The organism is Salmonella sp. A1325 (genome assembly GCF_056991255.1).
The window spans coordinates 1-18,912 of sequence record NZ_JAMLWO010000003.1 but is presented as its reverse complement, the minus strand read 5'-3'; the positions used below and the strand labels follow the sequence as shown (position 1 = coordinate 18,912).

Below are 18,912 nucleotides of genomic sequence, written 5' to 3'. Positions count from 1 at the left end.
ATAACAGGGAGTTTTACCATGAATATATTCAATACGCGTCTGACGACCTTTCTGGTGGTTATCGGCACTCTGCTGGCATCCGGCTGCGACAGCAAGGAAGATGCTGGCGTGAAGGCGATTGCCCGGTTTAAGGACCTGACTCCGCCGCCGTTCAGCGACGTGGTGTCTCACAAATCCGATGTCGTGCAGGAATGGGTAAAAAAGGATGCCTTCGGCACACCGCTATACACGGTAATGAAAACCCGCCAGTCGCCGGAAGGCTGTGAGTCCGGTAATTATTACTACATTGCTGATATGCAGCAGAAAACGGTGCAGCCGCTGATAGCCGCCCTGTGTCTCGCGGGCAATATTACTCTGAGCTTCCGGATCGAGACTGACAGCTATACGGGTGAAAAATCGGTGGTGTATTCGCACGATGGCAAGGAAATGGGGAAACTCTATCTGCCGGATAACCAGGAGAACCATCCATGAAGAAGCTGAAAGGTGTTATCTCTGCTGCAGTCCTGAGTCTGTATTTGCTGACACCGGCCCATGCTGATGGCGGTTTTCAGGGTGCCATCAAAGGCGGCATTCCGGCCTACACCCGCGATATGCAGCATAACAAACCCTTCTGGTGTAACCAGTACAAACTGGAGAGAAAGATGTGTGAAGTGGTTTCGCAATCGGAAAACGGGCGCGTTGCCATTGTCAGAATGGTCCCCACCGACTGGAAATGCCCCAACGGTATCTGGGGGGTGGTTGACCGTTCTAATGGTGACGCCATGGAGTTGATTCCGACGGCGAAAATGTCCCTGGAGCAGTACTGCAGCAAGGCATTCAGTGCAGGTTTTGTCAAACCACAGAACAGGAAATCACTGGCCGACGTCGTGATGTACTACAACGGCAAGCCAGTCGGTTCTTTCGAATACATTGAAGAGTGAACTCCCTGCCTCAGGGAGAAGCCTCCCATATTCATTTAACACATTAAAAATAAAGGAAAAGAATGAACAGGCATTATGAGAAAAATGGCGTGCGTCACGACAATGTGACCGAAGCCGACATAACCGAACGTATTCAGCGCGGGGAGCTGAATGCCTCAACGCTGGTATGGCAACAGGGCATGACGGAATGGCAGCCGCTGTCAGCCACGCCGCTGGCAGATGTCCTGAAACAATGTGCGGTTCCCCCCGCGCTGCCCGGCAATCGTATCCCCGGAAGCGTGGTCTGGACGCTGGCCTTTGCGCCCCTGATTGGGTATGCCCTGGAGATGTGGACGGCCGGGCTGAGCGGAATGGAATTTGAAGAGGCGTATGCCGCCGTGACGGAGGGGCAATACTGGTTTATCACACTGATACTGAATATTGCGCTGGGGTATCTGGATGAACGACGGCTCCGTAAATCCGGCGTTGATACCGCTGCCTTTGGCTGGCTGGCCTGGCTGGTTCCGTTTTATCTGTGGCGCAGGGCTAAAGCCCTCGGTCAGAAACCGGCTTATTTCTGGGTCTGGTTGGTTATGTTAATACTGGTGTTATTAACTGCCTGATATTCTTTATCACAGAGTTTACTAAATAATCAGGTCATTAGTGTAATTAACAAGTAAATGATGTAAATCGCCTTGGAGCAGCTGTGTCTTATTTGATTCAGAGGACAGTCAAAGTCACAATATAAAATATTCCCCCGTTGAAGTGCATACTTCGGGCATGTGTTTAATAAACAGGCCGGACTTTAATTTCGGCCTCTCGGGGGGGAGTTATAAGTGTTGCGGAAACAGGGGGCTTATATTTTTATTTAACATCAGAAACACTGGAGTATTTATCATGAAAAATATTATCACCATTTTAATGGTTGCAGTTATCAGTTTCTTTACCGGTAATGTATCTGCAAACACGGCTGTACCTTTACCGCACAACCTTACTGACGTCACTGACGGTACGGAGTTCTGGTGTCAGGGGACCGATACCACTGATGGAAGATGTAAATACCTGGGTACATCCAAAGACATGCAATACGGTCTGGTACACGCTATGGGCGGTACGGCGTGTTGGGATGGTTTCTACGGCGTGATTAACTTTTACACCGGCAAAGCTCAGACCATCAAATACAACGACAATCAAAGTTGTGAAGGCGATATCAAAGCCAGTTTCGTTACGCTGAAAAACGGTAAACTGGGCGTTAAACTTTACGACAACACAATTCACGAAGTTGTCGGACTTGACCAAATTAAAATCTAAGGAATAAATCATGCGCCTGATTTGTGTGTTATTAATTTATTAATATTAGTAATTAATACAGCGCCTGCCATGATGACAGGCGCTTTTTACTATAAAGTAACAGATATGCCAGACTGTACATCACTTTTATTGCCTGAAGGCGAAGGCCCTTTCTCACGCACGCAGGCGATTGCCGTCACAACAGCTTACCGCAATGTGTTTATTGAAGATGACCAGGGCACACATTTCCGGCTGGTCATACGCGACAGTTATAATCAGTTGCTCTGGTGGGCATGGAATTTTGAAGCCCGTGCCTGGTACTGGCTGAACCGCTATCTGCTCAGCCACGGAATACCCCGACACTGACTCACCGCTGCTCACCCCACCAGCAACCACGCCAACAGGCCATGTTCCCACAGGAGCATGGCTTTTTGTTTATGCAGTTAAATCAACCCACGAAGGAAATTAACAATGCGCTTAGCCAGCCGCTTTGGACGGATTAACCAGATACGCCGCGACCGTCCCTTAACCCGTGAAGAATTAATACAGGTGGTCCCCAGCGTTTTTGGTGAGGACAAACATGCGTCCCGCAGTGAACGCTACACCTGCATACCGACCATCACCATCCTGGAAAACCTTCAACGGGAAGGGTTCCAGCCGTTCTTCGCTTGTCAGTCACGGGTTCGTGACCCTGCTCGTCGGGAATATACGAAGCACATGCTCCGCCTGCGTCGCACCGGTCAGATACACGGTCAGCAGGTGCCGGAAATCATCATCCTGAATTCGCACAGTGGTGAGTCCAGTTTTCAGTTATTGCCGGGAATTTTCCGCAGCGTATGCACGAATTCGCTCGTCTGCGGGCAGTCCTTTGGCGAAATCAGAGTTCCGCACCGGGGCGATGTCGTTAACAAGGTCATTGAGGGAGCCTACGACGTACTCAGCGTCTTTGACCGGATGGAAGAGAAGCGCGACGCCATGCAGTCACTTTTATTACCGCCACTGGCACAGCATGCACTGGCGAATGCTGCCCTGACGTACCGTTTTGGTGAAGAGCATCAGCCGGTGACGGCAACGCAGATACTGACACCCCGACGTTATGAAGACCGCAGTGATGACCTGTGGACAACGTACCAGCGTATCCAGGAGAACCTGCTGAAAGGCGGGCTTCCGGGACGTACTGCGAAGGGCAAACGCAGCCATACCCGAGCCGTTAACGGCATTGACGGGGACATCAGGCTAAACCGTGCCCTGTGGGTGATGGCGGAACAGATGCAGCAGGCGCTGAGTTGATGCGCCATGTTCCTGCTGATGCCCGTCAGGCCAGAATATATCCGGTATCCCTGGCGAACCAGCCAGGCTGCCGTTCCATATCCGACGACGACCTCTGTGCCTGGTGTTCTCACCTCTGTTACCGGCCCGGTGAGCTCAGCCTGTGTCGGCTGTTCATTACTGATGGTACCTGGCCCGCACGGTCTGGCGCTGACGGCTATGCACAGTCCTGCCCGGCATTCCACCTGAACCAGAATACTCACCCCGGCAAATAAGACGAAAAGCTTGTTCTCCTGCCCCCCGATATTGCCAGTAACAACATCCGAAAGTCACCCCACTCCGCTTATTCACCGACAGACACCCCGGGCCATGCTCTTCCCGTGCATGGCCTTTTCATTTATCTCAGCGTAATCAGGAGGTTCCCCATGGGACTCGATTTATATTTCATTAAACGTCCGGCCGAAACCACGGCAGACACCACCCGCCGGGAGCAGGACGAGGCCGTCGGGTATTACCGCAAGTTCAACGCTCTGCTCAACTGGATTGATGCCAACGCCGGGGAGGTGGAGAACTGTACTGATGTCCCCCTGACCCGCCAGGACCTGGAAAAACTCCGGGCCACTCTTGACCGCCTCACGCCGGAAAACTGCCACGACCTGTTCCCGACCACCGAAGGGTTCTTCTTCGGCTCGCAGGAGTACGACGACAGTTACTGGTCTGACGTGGAAAACCTGAAACAGTTTGTACAGCAACAGCTGGCGTCGTTTGATTTCAGCACCCACCGCCTGTGTTTCCACGCCTGGTGGTGACGTCCCCGTAGATCCCCTTCAGTTCAGCCGGTTCCGGATATCCCCGAACCGGTTATATTTCAGTCTGTTAAGGAAACCATAATGACCACAGCAATTAACCCTGAACTTATCCCTGCGCCTGATGAAACCCTCATCACCGCCACGCCCGTACCGGATGAGGACCGCCCTGACTTCTGGCCCCGCCACTTCCGGGGCGTTCCGCAGTGGATATTACTGGAGCCCCGTATCTTCGCCTGGACGGACCGCCTGTGCGCGGACTACAGCGGCGGTATCTGGCAGTTTTACACGCTGAGCAACGGTGGCGCATTTATGGCCCCGGAGGCGGATGACGGGGACGACACCTGGTCACTGTTCAACGCCATGAACGGCAACAGCGCGGACATGAGCCCTGAGGCGGTCGGGATCACCGCCTGCCTGCTGGAGTACAGCCACCATGCCTGCCGTACCGGCAGCGACCTGATGACCGCGCATTACCTCCACCTGCGGGATCATACCCTTAACCATCCTGAATGCAGCGCCATCATGCATATCACCGACTGAGGATACCGACATGAGACAACAGTTACCGCTGTTTGCCGCCACATTACCGGCATCCGCACAACAAATCATCCGGGAAGCCTTAACCCTGCTGGAGAGCCAGTTACGCGAACCCGGGGCGGCATTTACCTCCAGCCATGCTGTCCGGGACTGGCTACGCCTGCAACTCTCCGCGCCAGAGCGGGAAGAATTTGTTGCGCTCTTCCTCGATAACCAGCATCGCCTTATTGCTCACGAAACGCTCTTCAGCGGCACTATCAACCATACTCAGGTCCATCCCCGCGAAGTGGTGAAATCCGGTCTGAAACATAACGCCGCCGCTGTCATTGTGGCGCATTGTCATCCGTCGGGGCTTGCCGATCCCAGCCTGGCGGACCGTCAGATAACAGAGCGGCTCAGACAGGCCCTGGACCTGGTGGATATCCGTCTGCTGGATCACCTGGTGGTTGGCGGCATGGAGATTGTCTCGTTCGCTGAACGCGGCTGGCTTTAAAAAGGTAATGACACCATGAGAAACGATGAAACGCAGGTTATACCCGCTGATATTTTCAGTGGCGTGACCGTTCTTCGTCTGGAGAACGGGGATGAAGCGGTTTATGTACACGGTCTCTTCCTGGAGTGTGCTGATATCGCGCAGGGCGACAAACCTCTCACGGATATTGCAGCACGCCTCGCCGGGCTCCTGAAGATACCGTTCAGACAGATAACGCTACCTGTCCCGGAGGATGAGGAGTGGTGCTGGAATGATATTGTTGATGCCCTGCTGAAAAACACCAGCTCAGGCGGGACTGCCGTATGAAAATTATCAGCAAACGCCGGGCAATGGCGATATACCGCCGGCACCCGCAGTCCCGTCTGTTTCGCTTCTGTACCGGGAAATATCCGTGGTCCGGCAGCGTCTGTCACTGGTACGACCGGGACGTACAGGATATCAGTGGCGTACTGGCCGTGTACGCTGAACGACGCCGGGACCGCCACGGCCCGTACACCCGCCTGATGTGCGTCACCCTGAATTAACCCACGGAGGAAAACCGATGTCAGATAACCCCGACCGCAAACAACCGGATAATCATTCAGTCCCCTGCATCCGGGGCCGTCTGCTGCAGGACGGCTGTCTGTTCCGTTTACAGACCAGCAGGGACGATATCAGGGCGGCATTCACGGAGGAGGAGGCCCGCTGGCTGGAGCAGGCCTTCCCGCTGATATTACAGCAGATGGTCACGATGGCGTCCCCCGGCTCACCGGAGGCACAGACGCCGCATGTCTTTCACCACAACGGGCTGACCTGTGAATCAGAACCCGGTCCACAGGGCGCTGTCAGCCTGATGATTTACCCGAAATCTGATGAATCCCCCTTGTCAGAGGAACCCTTAAATGACGAAGACCACAACCACCGTACATGACCTCACGTCTCCCTGGTGGGGACTCCGCCGCAATGTGTCACCATGTTTTGGCGCACGGCTGGTTCAGGAGGGCAACCGCCTGCATTACCTGGCTGACCGCGCCGGCATTACCGGACAGTTCAGCGACGCGGATTTACGTCACCTGGACCAGGCCTTTCCGGTACTGCTGAAACAACTGGAGCTGATGTTACTTTCCGGTGAGCTTAATCCCCGCCATCAGCACTGCGTCACCCTGTACGCAAAGGGACTGGTATGCGAGGCCGACTCACTCGGGTCGTGCGGCTACATTTATCTCGCCATTTACCCCGGAGAACCGCCTGAAACCGGAGGTATGGCACGATGAGCCGGGTCATTTCCACCACGGTGTATCTGTCTGATGAACTCTCAGAGTCAGCCCGCAAGAAGGCCCGTGCCTGGTACTGCGAAGGGGGGCTGGAGTATGAGTGGTACGACGCTGTTTATGAGGATTTCACCCTGATTTGCAACATCCTGGGCGTGAGACTCAAAACACGTATCTTCACCACCACCGGCGGCAGATCCTACGAAAAAGCCTGTATCTGGTTTTCCGGTTTCTGCTGTCAGGGGGACGGAGCCTGCTTTGAGGGGCTGTACCACTATCAGCCCGGTGCCGCACAACACATCAGAAAGCATGCGCCTCAGGACGAAGCGCTTCACCGTATTGCTGATGAGCTGCAGGCAATCCAGCAGCGTAACCTCTGGCAGCTTCAGGCTGATATTCAGCATCAGGGGCGCTATTACCATGAATACAGTATGCACATTACTGTTGAGCGGGACTCCCCCACCGGTCAGGAAGCCACCGATGACGCAGACGGTGTCCTGGGTGACGCGTTACGCGATCTGGCCCGCTGGTTATATCAGCAACTTGAAACGCAATACGACTGGCTGACCTCACCGGAGGCCGTGGATGAGGCGCTTATCGCCGGCGGTTACACCTTCACCGAAACCGGCCAGCGCTTCGGTTAAACTTTTTCGTCACTCCCTTCCGGTTCATTTCTTACCTTCCACCAACAGAGAACACATTATGCAGATTTTACCCTCACTCCCGCCCGGGGCGACTTCGTCACACCCCACGCCTGTCGGCATCTGGCAGACCCTGCTGTCGCATCTGCTGCAACAACACTATGGTCTGATGCTGAACGACACCCCGTTTGCTAACGACGGCGTCATTGAGCAGCATATCAACGCCGGCATCTCCCTGTGCGATGCGCTGAACGGTATTGTTGAAAAATATGACCTGGTCCGGACCGACCGCCCGGGATTCAGTATTGCAGTGCAGTCTCCGTTCATTACCCGTATCGATATTCTCCGCGCCAGAAAAGCCTGTGGCCTGATGAAACGTCGTGGCTACCGGGCCGTTACCGACATCACCACCGGCAGATACAGCGGGGTGGCACGATGAAGCTGTCCATGACCGTGGAAGCCGATACAATCAACGTCCGGGCCCTTAATGGGGGCCGGATCGTCGTGGATATCGACGGTATTGAACTCGCCAGCCTGATCGATGTGGTCTGTGATAACGGATATTCACTTCGCGTTGCTGACGAGCCCGGAAAGCTGATTGTTGAAGATCCGCTTCCGCCCGTCGCCCGCGTTAACGGCATTCAGTGCAGCACCGCACATATCACGGAGAAAGACAATGCTCTGCTGTTTACCCTTTCACACCAGTATGAAGACTTTGGCGAGTCGGAGTGGATTTTGTATACCGGCTCCGGCTCCTTACTCCACCTGGAGGCATGGTCATTTCCGGTTCTGCGGCTTAAACGGCTGGGGCTGTCGAAAGCCTGTCGACGGTTAGTGGTGACGCTGATACGCCGTTACGCCGCTGGTATTCTCCACCTGGATGCTTTCGGCGAACTCCTGCCAGGCTTTGCCACCTTCGACTGGTAACCCACTTCCCCACTGAGGTAAACACATGCCATTAACCACTGAAGAAGGGCTGCAGATCCTGATCTGCTGGCTGCAGGACAATATCGACTGTGGTACAGAGATCATCTTCGATAACGACGATACTCTCACCGGTTCAGCAGCACTCCTGCCCTCTGTTGAACAGGCCCTGAACGAGGTCCGGATGATACACTACCTCCGGCTTTTACTTTCTCCGCAGTAACACCACCTTACTGACACTCGCATAAGCGCCGGTCCTCACAGACCGGCGTTTTGTGCTTATATAAAGGAAAGAAAATAATGTCAGAACACACTAATGCCGACCCCGAAGTCTTAACTGACCATACCGATATGATTTGCTCCACCAGCATTGAACGTATCGTCACCGGACGCAACGCTGCACTTGAACAGATCAGAACCGTGACTGAGCGGATTGCAGAAATATCGGCGCTGACCAGAAGCATCGGCGGTAAAGCCGCCCTGGACTGGGGCATGAAGCAGGATTTTCGCTGCGGCTGCTGGCTGATGGAGAAACCAGAAGCGGCAATGAAAGCTATTACCCGTAATCTCGATCGCAGCATATGGCGGGACCTGATGAAGAAGTCCGGAATGCTGAGTCTGATGGACGCTCAGGCCCGTGACCAGTGGTACAGAAACCTTGAAGGTGATGATATTCCAGCCATCAGTGAAGCGAATATACTCAGTACCTTTGAGCAACTGCACCAGAGCAAAGACGAGGTGTTTGAACGCGGTGTGATTAATGTGTTCAAAAGCCTTAGCTGGGATTTTAAGTCAAATTCGCCGTGTAAATTCGGGAAAAAAATTATCGTGAACGGTCTGGTAAAATGCGACAGATGGGGATTTGGACTGAACTGGGGCTGGCAGCGTGATCGGCTCGCTGACCTGGAACGTATGCTTATGCTGCTGGATGGGAAACCCGCTCCTGATAACCGTGCTGATGTGACCCGACGCCTAGGCGATCACATTCACGATAACAGAGGGAGTAACAGTTACGAGGACGAGATGTTTAAAATCAAATATTTTCAGAAGGGAACTGCCCATATTACTTTCAAACGACCGGAACTGGTGGATAAACTGAACGACATCATCGCCAGACACTACCCGGGGAGAGTGGCGGCAGGATGAGGCTCAATCGACACGCTGATGTCCGGTACAGGCTGATTTACACCGATGCAAGCCGGACGCTGATGGCATACTGAATGGCACACCAGAAAAAACAGGAAAAGAAAAAGGCCATGCTAATCAATAGCATGGCCTCGAATAGTGGCGGAACGGACGGGACTCGAACCCGCGACCCCCTGCGTGACAGGCAGGTATTCTAACCAACTGAACTACCGCTCCGTGATGTTCCCGCTGGGAACGAGGCGAATATTACGGTTTGCGGTGTCGCCCGTCAACGCTTTTTCTCACCTTTTGAATCAGTTGCTGCAAAAATCGCCCGAAGGATGATTTTTATAGCCTAAAAAGGAATAAATTACGCCCGCCAAAGGCAACTTCCGCCCTTTTTCTGCACCAGATCAAGCCGCGATTCATGCGCAGCCAGCTCTTCCTCAGAGGCAAAAACGACCCGTAACCGGCTGGCCTGGCGAACGATTCGCTGAATGGTCGCTTCACCTTGCTGCCGTTGCGTCTCTCCTTCCATCGCAAACGTCATGGACGTTTGTCCGCCCGTCATCGCCAGATACACTTCAGCAAGGATCTGGGCATCGAGCAATGCGCCGTGCAAAGTACGTTTGCTATTATCTATCTCATAACGCGAACACAGTGCATCAAGGCTGTTACGCTTGCCGGGGAACATTTTCCGCGCCAACGCCAGGCTGTCGGTAACTTTGCAGAAAGTATTGGTTTTAGGAATATCGCGTTTAAGCAGACCAAACTCATAATCCATAAAGCCGATATCGAACGATGCGTTATGGATGACCAGCTCCGCGCCGCGGATATAATCAAGAAACTCATCGACCACATCAGCAAAAACCGGCTTATCCAGCAGAAACTCATCGGCAATACCGTGTACGCCAAAAGCTTCTGGATCGACAAGGCGATCGGGCTTCAGGTAAACATGAAAATTGTTGCCGGTCAGACGACGGTTTATCACCTCAACCGCACCGATCTCAATAATCTTGTGACCTTCATAGTGCGCGCCTATCTGGTTCATACCGGTGGTTTCGGTATCGAGGACAATCTGTCGTGTAATTGCAGTGCTCATATCGGTCATTTATGTCAGACTTGCGTTTTGTTATCGATTTCAATTACAGGAAGTCTACCAGAGATGCTTAAACAGGTAGAAATTTTCACCGATGGCTCTTGCCTGGGGAATCCAGGGCCTGGTGGTTATGGCGCTATCTTACGCTATCGTGGTCATGAAAAAACGTTTAGTGAAGGTTACACGCTGACCACCAATAACCGTATGGAACTGATGGCGGCGATCGTCGCGCTTGAAGCGTTAAAAGAACATTGCGAAGTGACATTGAGCACCGACAGCCAATATGTGCGGCAAGGAATTACCCAATGGATTCATAACTGGAAGAAACGCGGCTGGAAAACTGCGGAAAAGAAACCCGTAAAAAATGTCGATCTCTGGAAACGTCTCGATGCTGCGTTAGGTCAGCATCAGATCAAATGGGTATGGGTCAAAGGCCATGCAGGCCATCCCGAAAACGAGCGTTGTGATGAACTGGCGCGCGCCGCGGCAATGAACCCCACGCAGGAAGATAGTGGCTACCAGGCGGAGGCTTAGCCATCCGGTTTGCGATATTGCCGGGTGGCGCCAACGGTCTGGCGGATAGGGGTTTTACTTTTATTATGTCGCAGCGGATTAAGCGTAAGCGGGATGGTCCGCTTACGGGCCACAATAAGCTGTAAACAGCCCAGCGCCGGGATATGCGTATTTAAAAGCCGCCCCCCCTGCTTTTTCCAGGGTAAGACATGAAAACGGCTATAATGTAGCACTTCAAAATTGAGTAAAGACAGCCAGTCCAGTTGCCGCATAAGGGTAAACATCCGACTATTATAGGGCGGTGTTTTACGTAAAACGGGTACCAGTTTACGTAACCCCATCAAACTCAGCGGGTTAAATCCACTGATGACCAGCCAACCGTCATCAATCAATACGCGGTCGGCTTCCCGCAATAAACGGTGCGGGTCGGTACACCACGGCAAAGTATGCGCCAGCAGACAAACATCGACGGATTTATCTGCAAAAGGAAGGTGTAGCGGATCGGCCAGAACCTGCATCGGCGACCCCTGCGACGAAACATTCACCTGATGGGAGACCGCGCACGCTTCGGAATTGATTTCTGCGCTTAAATTACCGATTTTAAGCAAATGGAAACCATACATTTTTGCAAACCACGGATTTAGCTGCTGTTCCAGCGCCTCACGGTAGTAATTGCCCCAGGGCAACTCACCCCAACATCCGGGCGCAACGACAGTTTGAGAGAGCCTTGCCGGTTTCATCGCAACCTTCCGCTAATTATTTGAGAGGTAATATATGAATCTTAACAGTATTCCCGCGTTTCAGGACAATTACATCTGGGTGCTGACCAATGATGAAGGCCGCTGTGTGATTGTTGATCCCGGCGAAGCGGCACCCGTCTTAAAGGCCATTGCTGAACATAAGTGGATGCCGGAGGCGATTTTTCTGACGCATCACCATCACGACCATGTTGGCGGAGTCAAAGAGCTGTTGCAACACTTCCCGCAAATGACGGTTTATGGACCGGCGGAAACGCAAGACAAGGGAGCAACCCATCTTGTTGGCGATGGCGATACTATTCGCGTTTTAGGCGAGAAATTTACTCTTTTTGCCACGCCGGGTCACACGTTAGGACACGTCTGTTACTTTAGCCACCCTTACTTATTCTGCGGCGACACGCTGTTTTCTGGCGGCTGTGGTCGACTGTTTGAAGGCACGCCATCACAGATGTATCAGTCACTTATGAAAATTAATTCTCTGCCTGACGACACGCTCATTTGCTGCGCTCACGAATACACTTTAGCTAACATTAAGTTCGCATTGAGCATACTTCCGCACGATTCGTTCATAAATGAATATTATCGTAAAGTTAAAGAGTTACGTGTAAAAAAACAAATGACATTACCCGTTATTCTTAAAAATGAACGTAAGATTAATCTTTTTTTAAGAACTGAAGATATTGATTTAATTAACGAAATAAACAAAGAAACAATATTGCAACAACCAGAAGCGCGTTTTGCATGGTTAAGGTCAAAGAAAGACACGTTCTGATAATTCTTACTTGTCATTCGCTAACTTCGCCGTTATGATCGGTCGTCTTTTAAGCAACTATTGACACACACATGAAGGCAAAAGCGATATTACTCGCCTCTGTCCTGCTTGTGGGGTGCCAGACGTCTCAGAACACTGGCAACGTCCAACAGCACGCACAGAGCCTTTCTGCAGCTGGTCAAGGGGAAGCAGGAAAGTTTACGAGTCAGGCACGATGGATGGACGACGGAACGTCTATCGCGCCAGATCAGGACTTGTGGGCTTTCATTGGCGACGAGCTAAAGATGGGAATTCCGGAAAACAGCCGGATTCGCGAACAGAAACAGAAGTATTTACGCAATAAGAGCTATCTCCACGATGTAACTTTACGGGCAGAGCCGTATATGTACTGGATAGCGGGGCAGGTTAAGAAACGTAACATGCCTATGGAGCTGGTACTACTACCCATAGTGGAGAGCGCTTTTGATCCTCACGCAACGTCTGGCGCCAATGCCGCAGGCATCTGGCAGATCATACCGAGCACAGGGCGCAATTATGGTTTAAAGCAGACCCGTAATTATGACGCGCGTCGCGATGTTGTAGCCTCTACGACCGCCGCGTTAGACATGATGCAGCGTCTGAACAAAATGTTTGACGGCGACTGGCTGTTAACCGTTGCAGCGTATAACAGCGGCGAAGGCCGTGTTATGCGGGCAATTAAAGCAAACAAAGCGCGTGGAAAACCGACGGATTTCTGGTCGCTTTCTTTGCCCAGAGAAACAAAACTCTACGTACCTAAGATGCTGGCATTGAGTGAAATTCTCAAAAACAGCAAACGCTACGGAGTACGTCTGCCAACAACAGATGAAAGCCGAGCGCTGGCACGAGTTCGTTTAAACAGTCCAGTTGAAATGGCCCAGGTTGCGGATATGGCGGGCATGTCTATCAGCAAGCTGAAGACGTTTAATGCCGGTGTAAAAGGGTCTACCTTAGGCGTAAGCGGTCCGCAATATGTTATGGTGCCCAAAAAGCATGCCGAGCAGTTGCGTGAGTCGCTGGCTTCCGGTGAGATTGACGCCGTTCAGTCCCAACTGATCGCCGACAATACGCCGTTGAATAGCCGTAGCTATAAGGTGCGCTCTGGCGATACGCTTTCCGGTATTGCTTCGCAGCTTGGCGTAAGCACGAAGGACTTGCAGCAGTGGAACAACCTGCGTGGTTCACGCCTGAAAATCGGGCAAAGCCTGACCGTGGGCGCTGGCAGCAGCGCGCAACGACTGGCAAACAATAGCGATAGCATTACCTATCGTGTCCGTAAAGGCGATTCGCTTTCCAGTATCGCCAGACGTCACGGGGTGAATATCAAAGATGTGATGCGCTGGAACCATGATACGGATAATCTACAACCGGGCGATCAGCTTACGTTGTTTGTGAAGGACAATAGCACGCCAGACTCCTGATATTGTCCGACGAAAAAGCCAAAAGGCGCCGCTTCCCCCGGCGCCTTTTAAATTGCTATACCGCTTTATGCGCTTCCAGCATGATAGTATCGCTGCTAAACGAACCGTCATCCTGCAACTCAAAATAACGCTTCACCTCTACCGGGGCACTCGCCTGATATAATCGAATCGCCTCAACCAACGGCGCTGGCGTACGCATCCGCGTTACCCATGAGCGAAACTCCAGCGATAAACGATCGGTTATCACGGTATTCGTTACCAGCATCGCATTATTGACCATCGCCAGCCATTCACCACTGGAATAATTACGGACATGCGACGTGTCGCGTAACGCCTCCACCGTTTGCAGCCAGATATCGCGTACAGGATGTCCAGGCGACATGACATCCATGATAATCAGCACGCCGCCGGGTTTTAATACACGATAAACCTCACGCAATGCCTGACCAACGTCGTGCCAGTGATGCGCGGAATAGCGGCTAATCACCACCTCAAACGATGCATCTTCAAAGGGCAGTTTTTCGGCATAGCCTTGCCGGAGAGTAATATTACTTAAATGTCTTTCTTCCGCCGCTCCAGCGACAACCTCAAGCATGCTGGCGGATAAATCGTATGCCACGACCGAGTAGGCATGTTGCGCAGCGACAAAACTCGCGTGTCCAGCTCCACATCCCATATCCAGTACGTTCGCGTGGGAAAAATCAGACAGCCTTTGCGCCAGCCGCGCTAAGTCACGACCCGATGCGTGAACGGCGCTATGTAAATAGGCGTTCGCCTGTGAACCAAACTGCTTTTCAACATTGTCATGGTGGGAATGCGTTGTCATGGTAGTGCCCTTCTGTTATGAGAAAAGTAAAGGGCAGCACCCGAAGAGGCCTGCCCCACGGCAGACCTGACGCACCTTTATTGCTCAGGTTTGCCGGGACTGAATTCAACGAGTAGCGGATTGTGATCGGAAGCGCGCGTCACCAGTACGGAGGCTTCATTCACGTTTAAACCACGATAAAAAACAAAATCCAGCGGTCGTCCAAACGCACGACGGCGCTGATCGTCAGTGAAACGCACCTGGCGCAGCGACATCTCACGTGCAAAGCGGTACAACGCATTCATACGTGGGCGGCTCCAGGCATTAAAATCACCCGCCATAATGACAGGGCCGCTATGGTGCGCAATCTGGTCGCCGATCGGAAGTAACTGCTTACTGTATACGTCCACGCCCAGACTAAAATTTACCGCATGAACATTTACTACCATTAATAAACGGGTATCCGGCAAGGGATATACCGTCACCAGGGCTGATTTCGCCAAACGTAAAATTGGTTCTCTTTCCCGTAAAGGGCAGCAGTAAACAGGATGGGCGGCAGAAAGCGTCATGACGCCAGACGGATGCTGAGGTAATACAAAAGCGGGAACCTGGTCGGCGGCAAGATAGTTAGCGGTGGCAAACTGTACCAGTTCAGGCGTCGTCTGTGCCTCCTGCAACAGGACCAGATGCGCATCTTTGCCGTAGTTCTTCAGCACCGATAACCATTCGGCTCGCTGCTGCTTGAATATATTCCACACGAGGATACGGATCCGCTCTTCACTGCTTAGCGGTTCCCCGGCGGGCAATGCCTGGCCAATGCTCGCAAACGACCCTGGCGGCAAAATCCGCTCGGCGGGCTGTCCGGCAACATAGCGCATCGCATAGGTGTTTTTTCGCACTTTTGACTTTCAAACCTCTGTAACGTCAACCAGTCCTCAACCGGACTGGTTCTTCTGTTATAGGGATTTTAGCACTCACTTTCAACGAACAATTGCAGTTTGTTTTGTAAGTAGGCGCTTACATCAATAATTTACTCCAGAGCAATGCGTACAGGTTTATCAAGACGTCCGCTGACGCCCACCAGCAGGAAAGCCACCAGAACAATGAGGGCGCCAATCCACGGCGTCTGCGCCAAACCGTAATGCGCCACCGTTTGTCCGCCAATCACGGAACCCAGCGCAATACCAATGTTAAACGCCGCAATGTTCAGACCTGACGCCACATCTACTGCATTAGGCGTGAATTGTTCCGCTTTCTGTACCACGTAGACCTGCAACCCCGGTACGTTACCGAAGGCAAAGACCCCCATCACCAGAATGGTAGCCAGCGCGGCATACTGCGTGGAGGCCGTCACCTGGAAGACCATCAGCAGAACAAACAGCACGGCGAAAATGAATTTCAACGCCGGCACGGCACCATGCTTATCTGCCAGTTTACCGCCCCAGATATTGCCGATAGCCACTGATACGCCATACCCCAGTAAGATCCAGCTTACCGCTGCCGGGGAGAATCCCGCCAGATCCTGCATCATTGGCGCCAGGAAGGTGAATGCCGTGAATACCCCGCCGTAGCCCAGCGCCGTAACGGCGTAAATCAGCAACAGACGAGGATGAGTCAGTACTTTCACCTGGTCACGAATGCTGGCGGCCGCCCGACCGGGAATATTGGCAGGGATCAGCAGTTGACTGCTCATCAGCGCAATCACGCCTAACAGTGATACCGCAAGGAAGGTCTCACGCCAGCCAAAATGCTGACCGATAAATGTGCCCAGCGGAACGCCCGTGACCAGCGCTACCGTTAAACCACCAAACATAATAGCGATCGCAGAAGCCGCTTTCTCTTTTGGCACCAGACTTGTCGCGATGGTAGATCCAATCGAGAAGAACACGCCGTGCGCCAGGCCCGTCAGCAGACGGGCGACGATTAATGTCATATAGCCCGGTGCCTGCCATGCCAGCAAATTCCCCGCCGTAAACAAGACCATCAGCGCGACCAGTAACTGTTTACGCGGCAGGCGTCCGGTCAGCGCGGTTAGCACCGGCGCGCCAATAGCCACACCCAGCGCATAGATTGAAACCAGCATTCCGGCGGAAGGTAACGAGATAGCCAGTTGTTGAGCAATGGTCGGCACCAGGCCGACAATCACAAACTCAGTCGTACCGATAGCGAAGGCACTTATTGTCAGTGCAAATAAAGCGAGAGGCATAAATAACTCCATAACAGCAGTAATCAGATGACACGCAGTATGCCTGGATGTTTTAATGACAAAAATAGCCAAAATATCAATTTAATTTTGCTTCAGGAGCAAAAATGAAAGCCACCTCCGAAGAACTCGCAATTTTTGTCGCTGTCGTGGAAAGCGGCAGCTTCAGCCGGGCGGCAGAGCAGCTTGGACAGGCCAATTCCGCTGTCAGCCGGGCAGTTAAAAAGCTGGAGATGAAGCTCGGCGTCAGTCTGCTTAATCGTACGACCCGACAGCTGAGCCTGACTGAAGAAGGAGAGCGATACTTCAGGCGCGTGCAGCAGATACTGCAAGAAATGGCCGCCGCAGAAACGGAAATCATGGAGTCGCGTAATACCCCGCGCGGCTTACTGCGTATCGATGCGGCAACGCCGGTAATGCTGCATTTCCTGATGCCGCTGATTAAACCTTTTCGTGAACGGTATCCGGAAATGACGTTGTCTCTTGTCTCCTCAGAAACGTTCATCAATCTTATTGAACGAAAAGTGGATGTTGCGATACGCGCAGGCACGTTGACAGATTCAAGTCTGCGCGCGCGCCCGTTATTTACCAGCTATCGCAAGATTATCGCTTCACCTGACTATATTGCCCGCTTTGGCAAGCCTGAGAGCGTTGAAGAGTTAAAACGGCATCTGTGCCTGGGGTTCTCTGAACCCATCTCGCTCAATACCTGGCCAATAGCCTGTAGCGATGGGCAGCTCCATGAGATCGAATGTGGGATTTCTTCCAACAGCGGGGAAACGTTAAAACAACTTTGCCTGAACGGTAACGGCATTGCATGTCTTTCAGATTATATGATTGATAAAGAGATCGCGCGGGGAGAACTGGTGGAACTGCTGGCCGATAAACGTCTGCCGGTAGAAATGCCTTTCAGCGCCGTTTACTACAGCGATCGCGCCGTCAGCACACGTATTCGGGCATTTATCGACTTTTTGAGCGAATATATAAGAACAGCTCCCGCAGGAGCTGTGAAAGAGGGGTAAAGGTACAAAGGATCGGGTAATTAATCCCAGGCAGGAGCCAGTCCTTCCGGGCTAACCAGACGATCGTTGCAGTCCAGTGCCGCGATCGCATTTTTATCTTCGACATCCAGATGCAGGTCCAGTGCCAGCAGGTTGCTTGCCAGGTTTTCACGCCTGGTGGATGAAGGGATCACCGAGTAACCTTCACCCATTGCCCATGCCAGAATAACCTGCGCCGGGGTCGCATTATGTTTAGCCGCAATGCGTGCAATCACTTCATCTTTCAGCGCTTTACCGTATGCCAGCGTCATATAAGAGGTGATATGGATACCGTGCGCTTTCGCCCAGTCAACCACCTTACGATTCTGCAGATACGGAGATAGCTCAATCTGGTTGGTGGCGATATTGTGTGCGCCCACCGCGGCAATAGCCTTTTCCATCAACGGAATGGTGAAGTTTGAAATGCCAATTTCGCGAGTCAGCCCTTGTTTTTTAGCTTCAAGCAATGCCTGCATAAATTCTTCGACAGACACGGCATCACCCGGAGATGGCCAGTGGATCAGCGTCAGATCGACATAATCGGTACGCAATTTTTTCAGGCTCTCTTTCAGGCTTGGGATTAGCTTGTCTTTGCTAAGGTTTTCAATCCAGATCTTGGTGGTGATGTACAGCTCGCTACGCGGTACGCCGCTCTCAGCAATCGCCTGTCCAACAGCCGCTTCATTATCATAGATTTGCGCAGTGTCGACAGCACGGTAGCCCAGTTCAAGCGCCGTTTTAACAGAAGCGATAACCACGTCGTCTTTCAGGCGAAAAGTACCTAAACCGAATGCAGGGATAGTCATAGAATTCCTCTTTTTAATCACTATGTTCGTTAACTGAGGGAATTATGACCTTCAGCGCTTTGCAGAAAAAGAGCGAGAAATGCAGAGGATTTTTGCGAATTGAGCAATAATTAAATGACAGGAAAAGAAAAAGCCCTGAGCTAATGCTCAGGGCTCTTAACAAGTGGCGGAACGGACGGGACTCGAACCCGCGACCCCCTGCGTGACAGGCAGGTATTCTAACCAACTGAACTACCGCTC

At 52.3% G+C, this 18,912-nt stretch carries 28 protein-coding genes and 1 tRNA gene; 22 read left to right on the top strand and 7 right to left on the bottom strand.

All coding sequences use genetic code 11. The features are described 5' to 3' along the window. The first annotated feature begins 18 nt into the window (after positions 1-18). From NAZ64_RS07035 to NAZ64_RS06950, 18 genes are all read left to right on the top strand, one after another. Positions 19-471, top strand: coding sequence for a YfjS/YafY family lipoprotein (locus NAZ64_RS07035; protein ID WP_001020194.1), 453 nt, complete (start codon positions 19-21; stop codon positions 469-471). Continuing rightward, a complete protein-coding gene (locus NAZ64_RS07030; RefSeq protein ID WP_000734135.1) occupies positions 468-920 on the top strand; it encodes a hypothetical protein in 453 nt (150 codons plus the stop codon). Before NAZ64_RS07035 ends, NAZ64_RS07030 begins: the two co-directional genes overlap by 4 nt. Positions 921-982: 62 nt before the next feature. Further along, positions 983-1,522 carry a DUF4339 domain-containing protein gene (locus tag NAZ64_RS07025; protein WP_001079432.1) on the top strand — a complete coding sequence of 180 codons (540 nt, stop codon included), beginning with the start codon at positions 983-985 and terminating at the stop codon, positions 1,520-1,522. 274 nt (positions 1,523-1,796) lie between these two features. After that, the gene (locus NAZ64_RS07020) at positions 1,797-2,210 is read left to right on the top strand and encodes a hypothetical protein (protein ID WP_000789537.1); all 414 of its coding nucleotides are present in this window, start codon (positions 1,797-1,799) and stop codon (positions 2,208-2,210) included. Positions 2,211-2,315: 105 nt separating this feature from the next. After that, the gene (locus tag NAZ64_RS07015) at positions 2,316-2,555 is read left to right on the top strand and encodes a DUF905 family protein (protein WP_001112363.1); all 240 of its coding nucleotides are present in this window, start codon (positions 2,316-2,318) and stop codon (positions 2,553-2,555) included. Between the two features lie 105 nt (positions 2,556-2,660). After that, on the top strand, positions 2,661-3,479 hold the full coding sequence (locus NAZ64_RS07010; protein WP_001234415.1) for a DUF932 domain-containing protein: 819 nt from the start codon (positions 2,661-2,663) through the stop codon (positions 3,477-3,479). Positions 3,480-3,883: 404 nt separating this feature from the next. Further along, positions 3,884-4,267: a hypothetical protein gene (locus NAZ64_RS07005; protein ID WP_000522007.1), complete on the top strand. Its 384-nt coding sequence runs from the start codon at positions 3,884-3,886 to the stop codon at positions 4,265-4,267. Between the two features lie 81 nt (positions 4,268-4,348). Next, on the top strand, positions 4,349-4,807 hold the full coding sequence (locus tag NAZ64_RS07000; protein ID WP_000205294.1) for an antirestriction protein: 459 nt from the start codon (positions 4,349-4,351) through the stop codon (positions 4,805-4,807). Between the two features lie 10 nt (positions 4,808-4,817). Next, on the top strand, positions 4,818-5,297 hold the full coding sequence (radC, locus tag NAZ64_RS06995) for a RadC family protein (protein ID WP_001249724.1): 480 nt from the start codon (positions 4,818-4,820) through the stop codon (positions 5,295-5,297). A gap of 15 nt (positions 5,298-5,312) precedes the next feature. Then, positions 5,313-5,603: a hypothetical protein gene (locus NAZ64_RS06990; RefSeq protein ID WP_001243218.1), complete on the top strand. Its 291-nt coding sequence runs from the start codon at positions 5,313-5,315 to the stop codon at positions 5,601-5,603. Then, positions 5,600-5,821 carry a DUF987 family protein gene (locus tag NAZ64_RS06985; RefSeq protein WP_000691989.1) on the top strand — a complete coding sequence of 74 codons (222 nt, stop codon included), beginning with the start codon at positions 5,600-5,602 and terminating at the stop codon, positions 5,819-5,821. The genes NAZ64_RS06990 and NAZ64_RS06985 overlap by 4 nt, the downstream gene beginning before the upstream one ends. A 17-nt stretch (positions 5,822-5,838) precedes the next feature. After that, positions 5,839-6,207, top strand: coding sequence for a type IV toxin-antitoxin system YeeU family antitoxin (locus tag NAZ64_RS06980; protein ID WP_001282841.1), 369 nt, complete (start codon positions 5,839-5,841; stop codon positions 6,205-6,207). Then, positions 6,179-6,550 (top strand): type IV toxin-antitoxin system YeeU family antitoxin, encoded by a 372-nt coding sequence (locus tag NAZ64_RS06975; protein WP_000169463.1) that lies wholly within the window; start codon positions 6,179-6,181, stop codon positions 6,548-6,550. Before NAZ64_RS06980 ends, NAZ64_RS06975 begins: the two co-directional genes overlap by 29 nt. Further along, positions 6,547-7,191 carry a hypothetical protein gene (locus NAZ64_RS06970; RefSeq protein WP_000091992.1) on the top strand — a complete coding sequence of 215 codons (645 nt, stop codon included), beginning with the start codon at positions 6,547-6,549 and terminating at the stop codon, positions 7,189-7,191. The genes NAZ64_RS06975 and NAZ64_RS06970 overlap by 4 nt, the downstream gene beginning before the upstream one ends. A 58-nt stretch (positions 7,192-7,249) precedes the next feature. Beyond that, positions 7,250-7,627, top strand: coding sequence for a TA system toxin CbtA family protein (locus NAZ64_RS06965; RefSeq protein ID WP_001166553.1), 378 nt, complete (start codon positions 7,250-7,252; stop codon positions 7,625-7,627). Further along, positions 7,624-8,115 (top strand): DUF5983 family protein, encoded by a 492-nt coding sequence (locus tag NAZ64_RS06960; protein WP_000777707.1) that lies wholly within the window; start codon positions 7,624-7,626, stop codon positions 8,113-8,115. Before NAZ64_RS06965 ends, NAZ64_RS06960 begins: the two co-directional genes overlap by 4 nt. 25 nt (positions 8,116-8,140) lie before the next feature. Next, the gene (locus NAZ64_RS06955; protein ID WP_001537473.1) at positions 8,141-8,335 is read left to right on the top strand and encodes a DUF957 domain-containing protein; all 195 of its coding nucleotides are present in this window, start codon (positions 8,141-8,143) and stop codon (positions 8,333-8,335) included. 77 nt (positions 8,336-8,412) lie between these two features. Then, complete coding sequence (locus NAZ64_RS06950; protein WP_001289297.1) at positions 8,413-9,258, top strand: DUF4942 domain-containing protein; 846 nt, start codon at positions 8,413-8,415, stop codon at positions 9,256-9,258. 139 nt (positions 9,259-9,397) lie between these two features. Here NAZ64_RS06950 and NAZ64_RS06945 read toward each other — a convergent pair. Both NAZ64_RS06945 and dnaQ read right to left on the bottom strand, forming a co-directional pair. Further along, a tRNA-Asp gene (locus tag NAZ64_RS06945) sits at positions 9,398-9,474 on the bottom strand. A gap of 133 nt (positions 9,475-9,607) precedes the next feature. Next, the gene (gene dnaQ / locus NAZ64_RS06940; protein WP_001670675.1) at positions 9,608-10,339 is read right to left on the bottom strand and encodes a DNA polymerase III subunit epsilon; all 732 of its coding nucleotides are present in this window, start codon (positions 10,337-10,339) and stop codon (positions 9,608-9,610) included. A 63-nt stretch (positions 10,340-10,402) separates the two neighbouring features. On the opposite strand from dnaQ, the gene rnhA reads away from it, so the two are divergent. Further along, positions 10,403-10,870, top strand: coding sequence for a ribonuclease HI (gene rnhA / locus NAZ64_RS06935; RefSeq protein ID WP_000917872.1), 468 nt, complete (start codon positions 10,403-10,405; stop codon positions 10,868-10,870). Here rnhA and NAZ64_RS06930 read toward each other — a convergent pair. Next, entirely contained in the window at positions 10,867-11,589 is a 723-nt protein-coding gene (locus NAZ64_RS06930) for a class I SAM-dependent methyltransferase (RefSeq protein WP_000801238.1), read from the bottom strand. The two genes, rnhA and NAZ64_RS06930, sit on opposite strands and share 4 nt — an antisense overlap. 34 nt (positions 11,590-11,623) lie before the next feature. On the opposite strand from NAZ64_RS06930, the gene gloB reads away from it, so the two are divergent. After that, positions 11,624-12,379 (top strand): hydroxyacylglutathione hydrolase, encoded by a 756-nt coding sequence (gloB, locus tag NAZ64_RS06925; RefSeq protein ID WP_001052773.1) that lies wholly within the window; start codon positions 11,624-11,626, stop codon positions 12,377-12,379. Positions 12,380-12,450: 71 nt separating this feature from the next. Beyond that, on the top strand, positions 12,451-13,818 hold the full coding sequence (gene mltD, locus NAZ64_RS06920; protein ID WP_000644703.1) for a murein transglycosylase D: 1,368 nt from the start codon (positions 12,451-12,453) through the stop codon (positions 13,816-13,818). A 55-nt stretch (positions 13,819-13,873) separates the two neighbouring features. Here mltD and NAZ64_RS06915 read toward each other — a convergent pair whose 3' ends face one another. The 3 genes from NAZ64_RS06915 to NAZ64_RS06905 all read right to left on the bottom strand — a co-directional run bounded on the left by NAZ64_RS06915 (position 13,874) and on the right by NAZ64_RS06905 (position 16,829). Further along, positions 13,874-14,644: a class I SAM-dependent methyltransferase gene (locus tag NAZ64_RS06915; protein WP_000207240.1), complete on the bottom strand. Its 771-nt coding sequence runs from the start codon at positions 14,642-14,644 to the stop codon at positions 13,874-13,876. Between the two features lie 77 nt (positions 14,645-14,721). After that, positions 14,722-15,522, bottom strand: coding sequence for an endonuclease/exonuclease/phosphatase family protein (locus NAZ64_RS06910; RefSeq protein WP_001230970.1), 801 nt, complete (start codon positions 15,520-15,522; stop codon positions 14,722-14,724). A gap of 131 nt (positions 15,523-15,653) precedes the next feature. Next, a complete protein-coding gene (locus NAZ64_RS06905; RefSeq protein ID WP_001127540.1) occupies positions 15,654-16,829 on the bottom strand; it encodes an MFS transporter in 1,176 nt (391 codons plus the stop codon). 104 nt (positions 16,830-16,933) lie between these two features. On the opposite strand from NAZ64_RS06905, the gene yafC reads away from it, so the two are divergent. Then, positions 16,934-17,848, top strand: a complete 915-nt coding sequence (gene yafC / locus NAZ64_RS06900) for a DNA-binding transcriptional regulator YafC (protein ID WP_000648540.1) — start codon at positions 16,934-16,936, stop codon at positions 17,846-17,848. Between the two features lie 20 nt (positions 17,849-17,868). Here the strand turns inward: yafC and dkgB are convergent, their stop codons facing one another. Beyond that, a complete protein-coding gene (gene dkgB / locus NAZ64_RS06895) occupies positions 17,869-18,672 on the bottom strand; it encodes a 2,5-didehydrogluconate reductase DkgB (RefSeq protein ID WP_000154881.1) in 804 nt (267 codons plus the stop codon). Positions 18,673-18,912: the final 240 nt, after the last annotated feature.

Excerpts from the sequence above, each read along its gene's own strand:
- NAZ64_RS07025 (WP_001079432.1), top strand. The coding sequence starts at position 983 with ATGAACAGGCATTATGAGAAAAATGGCGTGCGTCACGACAATGTGACC.
- dnaQ (WP_001670675.1), bottom strand. The coding sequence starts at position 10,339 with ATGAGCACTGCAATTACACGACAGATTGTCCTCGATACCGAAACCACC.
- NAZ64_RS07005 (WP_000522007.1), top strand. The coding sequence starts at position 3,884 with ATGGGACTCGATTTATATTTCATTAAACGTCCGGCCGAAACCACGGCA.
- yafC (WP_000648540.1), top strand. The coding sequence starts at position 16,934 with ATGAAAGCCACCTCCGAAGAACTCGCAATTTTTGTCGCTGTCGTGGAA.
- NAZ64_RS06950 (WP_001289297.1), top strand. The coding sequence starts at position 8,413 with ATGTCAGAACACACTAATGCCGACCCCGAAGTCTTAACTGACCATACC.
- NAZ64_RS07015 (WP_001112363.1), top strand. The coding sequence starts at position 2,316 with ATGCCAGACTGTACATCACTTTTATTGCCTGAAGGCGAAGGCCCTTTC.
- NAZ64_RS07030 (WP_000734135.1), top strand. The coding sequence starts at position 468 with ATGAAGAAGCTGAAAGGTGTTATCTCTGCTGCAGTCCTGAGTCTGTAT.
- NAZ64_RS06980 (WP_001282841.1), top strand. The coding sequence starts at position 5,839 with ATGTCAGATAACCCCGACCGCAAACAACCGGATAATCATTCAGTCCCC.
- NAZ64_RS07000 (WP_000205294.1), top strand. The coding sequence starts at position 4,349 with ATGACCACAGCAATTAACCCTGAACTTATCCCTGCGCCTGATGAAACC.
- NAZ64_RS06915 (WP_000207240.1), bottom strand. The coding sequence starts at position 14,644 with ATGACAACGCATTCCCACCATGACAATGTTGAAAAGCAGTTTGGTTCA.
- NAZ64_RS07010 (WP_001234415.1), top strand. The coding sequence starts at position 2,661 with ATGCGCTTAGCCAGCCGCTTTGGACGGATTAACCAGATACGCCGCGAC.
- NAZ64_RS06975 (WP_000169463.1), top strand. The coding sequence starts at position 6,179 with ATGACGAAGACCACAACCACCGTACATGACCTCACGTCTCCCTGGTGG.
- dkgB (WP_000154881.1), bottom strand. The coding sequence starts at position 18,672 with ATGACTATCCCTGCATTCGGTTTAGGTACTTTTCGCCTGAAAGACGAC.
- gloB (WP_001052773.1), top strand. The coding sequence starts at position 11,624 with ATGAATCTTAACAGTATTCCCGCGTTTCAGGACAATTACATCTGGGTG.
- NAZ64_RS06990 (WP_001243218.1), top strand. The coding sequence starts at position 5,313 with ATGAGAAACGATGAAACGCAGGTTATACCCGCTGATATTTTCAGTGGC.
- NAZ64_RS06960 (WP_000777707.1), top strand. The coding sequence starts at position 7,624 with ATGAAGCTGTCCATGACCGTGGAAGCCGATACAATCAACGTCCGGGCC.
- radC (WP_001249724.1), top strand. The coding sequence starts at position 4,818 with ATGAGACAACAGTTACCGCTGTTTGCCGCCACATTACCGGCATCCGCA.
- NAZ64_RS06905 (WP_001127540.1), bottom strand. The coding sequence starts at position 16,829 with ATGCCTCTCGCTTTATTTGCACTGACAATAAGTGCCTTCGCTATCGGT.
- NAZ64_RS06965 (WP_001166553.1), top strand. The coding sequence starts at position 7,250 with ATGCAGATTTTACCCTCACTCCCGCCCGGGGCGACTTCGTCACACCCC.
- mltD (WP_000644703.1), top strand. The coding sequence starts at position 12,451 with ATGAAGGCAAAAGCGATATTACTCGCCTCTGTCCTGCTTGTGGGGTGC.
- NAZ64_RS07020 (WP_000789537.1), top strand. The coding sequence starts at position 1,797 with ATGAAAAATATTATCACCATTTTAATGGTTGCAGTTATCAGTTTCTTT.
- NAZ64_RS06930 (WP_000801238.1), bottom strand. The coding sequence starts at position 11,589 with ATGAAACCGGCAAGGCTCTCTCAAACTGTCGTTGCGCCCGGATGTTGG.
- NAZ64_RS07035 (WP_001020194.1), top strand. The coding sequence starts at position 19 with ATGAATATATTCAATACGCGTCTGACGACCTTTCTGGTGGTTATCGGC.
- NAZ64_RS06955 (WP_001537473.1), top strand. The coding sequence starts at position 8,141 with ATGCCATTAACCACTGAAGAAGGGCTGCAGATCCTGATCTGCTGGCTG.
- NAZ64_RS06985 (WP_000691989.1), top strand. The coding sequence starts at position 5,600 with ATGAAAATTATCAGCAAACGCCGGGCAATGGCGATATACCGCCGGCAC.
- NAZ64_RS06970 (WP_000091992.1), top strand. The coding sequence starts at position 6,547 with ATGAGCCGGGTCATTTCCACCACGGTGTATCTGTCTGATGAACTCTCA.
- rnhA (WP_000917872.1), top strand. The coding sequence starts at position 10,403 with ATGCTTAAACAGGTAGAAATTTTCACCGATGGCTCTTGCCTGGGGAAT.